The organism is Vitreoscilla massiliensis (assembly GCF_001457815.1).
Lineage (GTDB): Bacteria > Pseudomonadota > Gammaproteobacteria > Burkholderiales > Neisseriaceae > Vitreoscilla > Vitreoscilla massiliensis.
Map to the genome: position 1 here is coordinate 509328 of NZ_LN898220.1, position 8039 is coordinate 517366.

At 48.6% G+C, this 8039-nt stretch carries 8 protein-coding genes; 3 read left to right on the forward strand and 5 right to left on the reverse strand.

Annotation, left to right across the window (positions count from 1 at the left end):
- Nucleotides 1-2 precede the first annotated feature (2 nt).
- Nucleotides 3-872, forward strand: a complete 870-nt coding sequence (locus BN3003_RS11235; RefSeq protein WP_058356746.1) for an NUDIX hydrolase — start codon at nucleotides 3-5, stop codon at nucleotides 870-872.
- On the opposite strand, the gene BN3003_RS11240 is transcribed toward BN3003_RS11235, so the two are convergent.
- Entirely contained in the window at nucleotides 869-1252 is a 384-nt protein-coding gene (locus BN3003_RS11240) for a fluoride efflux transporter FluC (RefSeq protein ID WP_082625641.1), read from the reverse strand. The genes BN3003_RS11235 and BN3003_RS11240 overlap by 4 nt on opposite strands.
- A 476-nt stretch (nucleotides 1253-1728) precedes the next feature.
- Between BN3003_RS11240 and hpaR the strand changes: the two genes are divergently transcribed.
- The gene (hpaR, locus tag BN3003_RS11245) at nucleotides 1729-2202 is read left to right on the forward strand and encodes a homoprotocatechuate degradation operon regulator HpaR (RefSeq protein WP_058356748.1); all 474 of its coding nucleotides are present in this window, start codon (nucleotides 1729-1731) and stop codon (nucleotides 2200-2202) included.
- Between the two features lie 59 nt (nucleotides 2203-2261).
- Here hpaR and fba read toward each other — a convergent pair whose 3' ends face one another.
- The 4 genes from fba to BN3003_RS11265 form a co-directional block, all read right to left on the reverse strand.
- On the reverse strand, nucleotides 2262-3326 hold the full coding sequence (fba, locus tag BN3003_RS11250; RefSeq protein ID WP_058356749.1) for a class II fructose-bisphosphate aldolase: 1065 nt from the start codon (nucleotides 3324-3326) through the stop codon (nucleotides 2262-2264).
- Between the two features lie 354 nt (nucleotides 3327-3680).
- Nucleotides 3681-4727, reverse strand: coding sequence for a glycosyltransferase (locus BN3003_RS11255; RefSeq protein ID WP_058356750.1), 1047 nt, complete (start codon nucleotides 4725-4727; stop codon nucleotides 3681-3683).
- Nucleotides 4724-5911, reverse strand: a complete 1188-nt coding sequence (locus BN3003_RS11260; protein WP_058356751.1) for a glycosyltransferase family 4 protein — start codon at nucleotides 5909-5911, stop codon at nucleotides 4724-4726. Before BN3003_RS11260 ends, BN3003_RS11255 begins: the two co-directional genes overlap by 4 nt.
- Before the next feature lie 3 nt (nucleotides 5912-5914).
- The gene (locus BN3003_RS11265) at nucleotides 5915-6736 is read right to left on the reverse strand and encodes a hypothetical protein (RefSeq protein WP_147645417.1); all 822 of its coding nucleotides are present in this window, start codon (nucleotides 6734-6736) and stop codon (nucleotides 5915-5917) included.
- A 155-nt stretch (nucleotides 6737-6891) separates the two neighbouring features.
- Between BN3003_RS11265 and BN3003_RS11275 the strand changes: the two genes are divergently transcribed.
- A protein-coding gene (locus BN3003_RS11275; protein ID WP_407701090.1) for an IS3 family transposase occupies nucleotides 6892-8030 on the forward strand; the annotation gives its coding sequence in 2 pieces (ribosomal slippage) (nucleotides 6892-7129 and nucleotides 7129-8030; 1140 coding nt in all).
- The last annotated feature ends 9 nt before the right edge of the window (nucleotides 8031-8039 follow it).

An 8039-nucleotide genomic window follows, 5' to 3' on the forward strand; every position in this document is an offset into this window, starting at 1 on the left:
AGTTGACCCCTATTTCACCCATCAGCGCTGCACAACAACGCGACTTACTGCATTTCTTACAACAGGCTTTTCACGCCGACCTCAGCTCCTGGCAACGCCTGCACCTGAATGGTCAGGCCTTGGGCTATTTGAATCCACGCTGGCAACAACAATTACAGGCCGACATTCCGCAATTGCTGCACACTCACGGCAACAGCGTCGATGTACAAACCCGCGATTGGTTGCACTGCGCCGATGTGTTGCAAAATCTCGGCCGCGAATGGTTTGATTTGGGTTTGTTCAGCGGTTGGCGCAATGAGCGTTTTGATGTGCGCGATGATCAAGGCACGGCCTTGTTTGCGCTGGAACGCGCCTTATTTCGCCCTTTGGGCATGGTATCGCAAGCCGTGCATTTGAATGGCTTTATGGTGGAAGACGGCGACACACGCATGTGGATAGGCAAACGCAGCCCGTTCAAAGCGGTAGACCCTGATAAATTGGACAATTTGGTTGGTGGCGGCGTCGCCAGCGGTGAAAGCCTACAAGAAGCGTGTGCACGCGAAGGTTTTGAAGAAGCGGGTCTGGATGCGACACTCACTGCACACCAACCGACACCACGCTGCATCTACAGCCAGCGCGTGGTCAGCCGTGGTTTGCACCGCGAGCATTTATTTGTTTACGATTTGCACATCCCCAGCGGCATGACGCCAGAGAACCAAGACGGTGAAGTGGCAGACTTTCAATTGATGGACATCCCCAGCATCGTCGACGCCATGCTTACAGGCCGCTTTATGAACGATGCCATGTTGGTGACGCTAGATGGCTTGCTGCAACGCGGCTTCATTACTGCTGGCAGCGACTTGGGCACTTGGCTGTTGGCACAGCGCTGTTAATGCAGACTGCCACGCACCGCATACCAACCCACTATCACAGCAAGTAAGGACAAACCCACATGCGCCAAAGCCATGGCAAACGCATTGATGGGTTTGCCCGCCTGCAATAACTGCCACATTTCCAAAGAAAAAGCCGAAAATGTGGTAAAGCCACCGCAAAAACCACTCATCAGCAACGCCCGCCACAAGGCCTGATTGGCCACCGACTTGCTCATCATCCACGCCGCCAACATGCCCATAATCAGACCGCCCAATGCATTAATCAGTAGGGTGGAAACCGTCACATTTGCCCACTGAAATGGCATTTTTTGCTGCAACGCAAAACGACACCACGCACCAAGCGCGCCGCCACACATCACAAGAATAGATTGGTTTAACATAAACAAAACTCGGATTTTAATCTCAAACAGACTTTAAACTGAAACCATTGTTGTGTTAAGTGCTTACACCGCTTTCCGAACATGAATAAAGATTCTATTAACTTATTAAATTTATCATTTTTTATCAATTAATGGTATTTAATTTGCTTACAGTATTTTCAAATTTATTTTCATTTGATACTTGTTTTATTCGTTTTAAATAATTTATATTGTGCACATGGTAACATTTGATTAGTACATATCTTGCTGATATGGCTACAATCACATTTATCAAGATGGAACGACAAAGAGAGTTTACACAAAATGTAAATGAAGGTATTTTGTTTCATAGCAGAGGTTTAGGACTGTTTTGACGGCTGCTGATGACACAAGGTTTTTATTCATACTTAAACATTGCGAAAGCAATTGTATACTGATAGTATTTGACGACACATGTACTTGGGTGAATCGCAAATTCAAACACAGGAACTACAACGATGACGACCAAACGACACAACTCCATCAATATTGCATTGATTCAAGCACGTGAATCCATGATGGCTTTTTTCCGTCCCATCTTCAATCAGCACAACATCACTGAACAACAATGGCGCATCGTGCGTTTATTGGCAGAAAATGGCACGCTTGATTTTCAAGACTTGGCCAACAAAGCCTGCATCTTGCGTCCTAGCCTCACTGGCATTTTAACCCGCTTGGAAAAAATTGATTTCGTGGTGCGCTTAAAGCCAACCAACGATCAACGTCGCGTGTTTTTGAAATTGACCAAAGAAGGCGAACAATTGTATTCAGACGTGCGCCGCAAAATTGATGAGCAATACGATGTGATTGAAACCTTGATGACCAAGGAAAAAATGCAAGAATTATCGGATTTATTGGACATCTTGAATCAAATCCAAGACCCCAAGCAAGAACACTCTCAAGCTCAAACCCACGCTACCGAAGAAGAATGATGAAAAGGCGCCCCGCTACAGGACGCCTTTCTTATTGTTTACCGCCGAAGCAGTGCCAATTACTTCACGATTTGGTTTAATTGGCCTTTGGCATAAGCATCGGCCATTTTTTCCAATGAAATCGCTTTGATTTTGCTGGCTTGGCCTTCACAACCGAATGCCAAATAACGATCACGCACCACTTGTTTCATCGCCTCAACAGAAGCTTTGAAGTATTTGCGTGGGTCGAATTCAGCAGGGTTTTCAGCCAAGAAACGGCGGATGGCACCGGTAGACGCCAAGCGCAAATCCGTATCAATGTTCACTTTGCGCACGCCGTTTTTGATGCCTTCAACGATTTCTTCCACAGGCACACCGTAGGTTTCACCAATCTCACCACCGTATTGGTTGATGACTTGTAACCATTCTTGTGGCACAGAGCTAGAGCCATGCATCACCAAATGGGTGTTAGGCAAACGTTCGTGAATTTCTTTGATGCGGTCAATGCGCAACACATCGCCATCGGGTTTGCGGCTGAATTTGTACGCACCGTGGCTGGTACCAATGGCAATGGCCAAAGCGTCCACATTGGTATCTTTCACAAATGAAACGGCTTCATCCACGCTGGTCAACAATTGACTGTGATCCAACACGCCTTCCGCACCGACGCCGTCTTCTTCGCCGGCCATGCCGGTTTCCAAATTGCCCAAGCAACCGATTTCGCCTTCAACCGACACACCGCACGCATGCGCCAAGTCCACCACGCGGCGGGTCACATCGACATTGTATTCGTATGAAGTTGGGGTTTTGCCATCTTCACCCAAAGAGCCGTCCATCATCACAGAGCTGAAGCCCAATTGAATCGAGCGTTGGCACACCGCAGGGCTAGTACCATGGTCTTGGTGCATCACCACTGGAATGTCAGGGAATTCTTCAATCGCCGCCAAAATCAAATGGCGCAAGAATGGCGCACCCGCATATTTGCGCGCACCCGCACTCGCTTGCACGATCACTGGCGCATTCACTTCGCTGGCAGCTTCCATAATGGCACGCATTTGTTCCAAATTATTAACGTTAAAAGCCGGTAAACCATAGTTATTCTCGGCCGCATGGTCGAGTAATTGGCGCATAGACACCAGTGCCATATGAATCTCCTACACAAATAAGTGAATGATAAAGTGAATAGCAGCGATTATAACAGCTTAGGCACAGGGTCTAGAAACGAATTCGCCCTGACGCACAGGAATTTCACGCAAGACTGGCCACAGTCATTGTTACACGCAGGTCAGACACAGTGTTAACGCGTTTGAACATGATGTTGACGCATAAGTACCAATAGCAGCCCCATGCTCAGAGAAATGCCATACACAAGGTGAGATGATATCGCCGCATCATCGCATTGATGCCAAACCCCATAAAAAGCGGCCTGTAAACACTTACAGGCCGCTTATACTGTACAAATGGCTGTTTTAAAAACACTGTACAGAGATTGCTCAGTGTTAAGCCAAGTCTTCAAACAAAGGCAATACCGACTCCGTCGCAAAACGCTGGTAATGCTGTACACCGATGCTCGGTGGCGCGGCCAAGACTTGCGCAATCGCCTGCGCCAAAGCGGCTTCGTCTTGCATAGGCACCAAAAAAGGGCGCAAATCGTCGGTCAGAATTTCGGCGGGGCCAGACGGACAATCGACGCTGACAATGGGTGTGCCGCAAATCAAGGCTTCGATTAACACCGTTGGCAAACCCTCTTGATCGGAACTGAGCAATAAGGCCGATGCGGCCTGTATGTAAGGATAGGGATTGGCCTCAAACGGATGCAAGATGACTTGCTGTTGCAAGCCCAATTCGGCAATTTGCGCTTCAATTTGCGCTTGGTAATCGCCTTGCCCCATCAACACCAGCGGCGTGCTGACACCGCTTTGCTTGTAGGCACGCAGCAAGCGGTCGTGGCGTTTGCGTGGATTGAAACTGCCCACATGCAGCAAAAATGGCGGCGCAAGTTTGGGCACATACGCCTGCGCCAAACGCTGAATTTTGGCCACATCAAATGGGTTGTAAATCACCTCACAGCGCTTGGTTTGGATACCCAATTGCTGAATGTCGGTACGGATGGCTTCGGCCACGCACACCAACGATGCGCCTTGGTAAATCTGCTGCAAATCGGCCATCACCCGCGGTTTGCTGCCCGTAATCACGCCATGCACCCAATGGTATAAATGCGCATGTTGCACATAGCGACTCACGTATTCGGCATTGCAAGAAATCACCACATCGGCCTGAAACACATCCAAAGCCTGTTGCATACGGCTGGCCTGCCATTGGTTTACCCAAGCTTGACGGTTCAGGGCCTTGGTCACGCCATTGACCACATTCAAGGTTTGCACCACCACGTTTTTGGGCACCATGTGCTCAACCGCATTGCCCAAGGTCAATACCAATACTTGATGCCCTTGTGTTTGTAGCAAGGAGGCGGTTTCCAGCAAGACTTTTTCAGCACCGCCACCGCTTAAATTTTTGGCGATGAAGGCAAAACGCAAACGGCTCATGCTCGGGCCTCCGCGACACTGGCCAACACCGCAGCGGCCAATTGTGGGTAAGATTTAATCGCCAATGCGGCCTGTAAAGCCGCGCGGCTCATGTTGTGATAGCGCTCAGCGTCGTCCATCAACACAGTTACGGCAGTGGCAATACCAGCCGGTGACAGCGATTGCTGTGCCTCCATGCTGTCAGTGAGCGCGCGATACGAATAATCGCGGTCAAAGGTAGCCGCTTCGTGCATGGCGGCAGTAAATGCTTCACCATCCCAGTGCGGCGGAATGCACACCCCGTTAATGCCATCGCTGACCACTTCTGGCAAACCATCGGTGGCCGCACCTATCACGGGCAAGCCTGCTGCAAACGCCTCGATTGCCACCAAACCGTAACTTTCCCAAATCGATGGGCACACAAACACATCACATTGCTGATAAAACGCATCCATGTCTTCTACATAGCCCAGCAAACGCACGTGCTCGCTCAAGCCCAAACGCTGTACCCGTTGCTGTAAACGCTCCAAGTCTGGGCCCGTACCGGCAATGTGTAAACTCACATCTCGCCCTTGTTCGCGCAGCCATGCCACTGCTTCAATCAATACTGCAAAATTCTTGCGTGCCACCAAACGCCCCGCCGCACCCAATACCAAGCGGCCTGTAGGCAAGGTGCGGGGTTGAGTATTGACATTCGGTTGTTTGAAAACGGTATTTTCGATGACGGTTATCGGCTGGGTCACGCCATGGTGCAGTTGCAACATGCGTTTGGCGGCTTGCGACACTGCAATGCAATGGTGAATATTGTGATAACACTGTTGTAATTGTTCAGTGCTGTAGCGCTCCCAAGCGCTGCCATGCTCGTAAAACACGATGGGTGTGACAATACCGCGGGTGTCCAAAACCTGACTCCAGTTCAACACCACATCGGCACCGCTTTGCTGTATCAACTGACGGCGACGGCCGGCACGCAGCGATTTGGGCAAACGCACGCTGCCCCAATGTTTGCTGCTGTATATGCCCACCACTTGCGCCGCTTGCGCGAGCGGTGTGGCCAAGCTGGGATGGATGTGTTTGTCAAACAAGACCAAGCTGTGTCGCACTTGGGGCGTGGCCAAAATCAGCTCTAAGGCCATGCGTTCTATGCCACCGATCACACGCAAATCAACGATGTGGGCAATGTGTAGGTTCGCTTGTGGGCTCATGGTTTATTCTGTGCTGTCCTGTGTGGCCATGAATTCGGCCAAATCAATGCGCGGAAAGATACTGTCATCCAAACCGCTGTCCAAACACAAATTATAACCTTGTATGCCCAAATCCTGAAAAATCTGGGCCGCCAAGGCAAAAGAGGGGTAGATTGTTTGTGCAAACTCTTGATGCAAACGGGTTTCCAAACGGTTGTGTTCGTTTTCATAAAATCGGGGCGCGTCAAAATTTTTCATGTCGACACCGGCCAAAAACACCCGTTTGTAACCCAAGGCCGCGGCGATTTGCAGTGCAAAATACACCACCGTACCGCCACTGACATAACCGCGGTACATGTCCATAGTGAAGCCAACATTGTGCTCTTTGCGCCAAACCAATTTGGCCGTGCTGTCTTCGGCCACGGCGGCCATGCCAGCAAAATCGACTTTGGGCAAATACACCGCTTTTTGGCGGTCTTCAAAAATCACCACCCGTGCCAACACATTTTTTTGGCCTATCAACTCGTAAATTTTGCGCAGGCAAAACAAATTGGTAAAGAAAATCACCTGCGGCTGCGCCAACACTTCGGCAATGATATGGATGCGGTCTTGTACAAACCCTTGGTCTATCACCGCATAGTATTCTAAGACTTTGTTTGGATAGTCTGCCAACAAATTAACTGAGCCATTCACCGCCATCCAATCGGCCTGTAACAACAGACTTAAATCCACATTCTTAATCGATGGGCCGCTGGCCACAATGACCAAATCATCAGCTTTCACCGCCGCCACCTCATCCAAACTCAGCACTGGTATCGGCTTGCCCAAATAGCGTGGTTCGCGCAAACAGCCGTCAGCATCACGATGGATGCCAATGTACGGCCAAATTTTTTCGCTGTGGCGGTAGCTGCGCGGTCGGGTATAGCGGTAGACCTGTAGTGGTCTAATACAACAGGACACATTTCTGAGAGAATATTAATTCCCTTTGAAAGGTCAAAATCATGGCAAAAAAGAGCCCACGCCGTCATTCAGATGAATTCAAACAAGAAACGGTTGATTTGGTGTTGAAACAAGGTTATTCAGTGGCTGATGCTGCTAGAGCAGTCGGTATCACTCCAGCTTTGCTCTATAAATGGAAAGCCAAACTGACTGAACAGCCAATATTGAATGATGATGAGAAGGCCGAATTATTGCGATTGCGCAAAGAAATAAAACAGCTTCGAATGGAGCAAGAAATATTAAAAAAGGCCAGCGCTTACTTTGCGAAGCACGTGAAGTAAGATACAATTTTATTCAACAAAATCAACGCCATTACCCAATTAAGACTCTGTGCAAAGTAATGAAAGTAAGTGTTTCAGCCTACTATGCCTTGGAACCTAAACGGACAAATCTGGTTGAAGTTGGTTTACAAATCCAAATCAGAGCTCTGTTTAACCAACACAAACAACGTATAGGTTCTCGCACAATTAAAGCGTTATTACAACAAATTGGATTCCAAGTCGGAAGGTACAAAGTTCGCAGTGTGATGAGAAAGTTGGGTTTGGTATGTCAGCAGCGTCAAGCATTTAAGGTGACAACCAAACGCAATGAGAGGCACCAAGTTCAATTCAACTTATTGAATCAAAACTTCCAACCGTTGTTTGCCAATGAAGTTTGGGCCGGCGACATTACTTACATCAAAACCAGCCAAGGTTGGCGCTACCTGGCTGTGGTGATGGACTTGTTCTCTCGCCGCATTGTGGGTTGGAGTATGGCTGAACGCATGAAAGCTGACTTGGTGATTCAAGCGTTACAACAGGCACATGTCTTACGCCAACCGCAGTATGGCTGTGTATTTCACAGCGACCGAGGTTCACAGTACACCAGTCGAGCCTTCGCTAAGAAAGCCAGTCAATTAAAGATGCGTTTGAGTATGTCTGATATGGGATGTTGCTACGATAATGCGGTAGTAGAGCGATTCTTTGGCAGTTTGAAATATGAAGGTTTAGGCCATACCACGAGCATGAATGAAAGTGTAGTCAAACAAGAAATCACGCAATTTATTCATTATTACAATTTTAAACGGCCACATACAGCCAACAATGGAATGAGCCCATTGGAGTATGAAAATTCTCAGATAAAAGTGTCCTGCGCGGCTTGACCACTACAA